The sequence below is a fragment of the Dyadobacter sp. CY261 genome (assembly GCF_021440085.1).
Taxonomy (GTDB): domain Bacteria; phylum Bacteroidota; class Bacteroidia; order Cytophagales; family Spirosomataceae; genus Dyadobacter.
The window spans coordinates 1-512 of the sequence record NZ_JAKCPW010000079.1 but is presented as its reverse complement, the minus strand read 5'-3'; the positions used below and the strand labels follow the sequence as shown (position 1 = coordinate 512).

Annotated in this window: 1 protein-coding gene; it reads left to right on the top strand. The window is 46.3% G+C overall.

Annotation, left to right across the window (positions count from 1 at the left end; all coding sequences use genetic code 11):
- Positions 1-357: hypothetical protein (locus tag LZD49_RS35445; RefSeq protein ID WP_234673396.1), on the top strand; the 357-nt coding region annotated here is incomplete at its 5' end.
- Between the last annotated feature and the right edge of the window lie 155 nt (positions 358-512).

Here is a 512-nt window from a genome sequence, read left to right as displayed (position 1 = left end):
AGCAAGGACGAGTATCTCTACAAGCGGCTCGCGATCCAGGCTGCGATCCGGCGCAAAAGGAAGGCCATGGCTTTTATGAACCCAAACAGCCAAAGGCAGCTCCGCAAATCAACTATCGAAAATCTAATGCAATCAGAGAAGCGCTACGTCTCACACAAGCAGCACGTATACAGCAAAAGGTTAATTGATATATGCCTAAAAAATAAAGCAGCGACTTTGCTGCTGGTAGAGCAGACAGAGAAAGAGCAGCAGGCCAAAGAAGACCCCTTTCTTTTTAGGAACTGGGGATATTACGGTCTCAAACAAAAGATAGAACGCAAAGCAGAAAAGGTGGGCATCGCAGTGCTGATCGAATGAATTTTCACAGAGGCTGCTTGTACAGCCGCAGGATGAAACCACTAGCGGTTTCATTAAGTGCCCAAAGGCGCATACAACTGGGTTAGCTTAATTAATAGTAAGCAAATGTGACCCGAATCAAGCAGGTAACCCGTGCCGGTTACCTGCATTTTTTT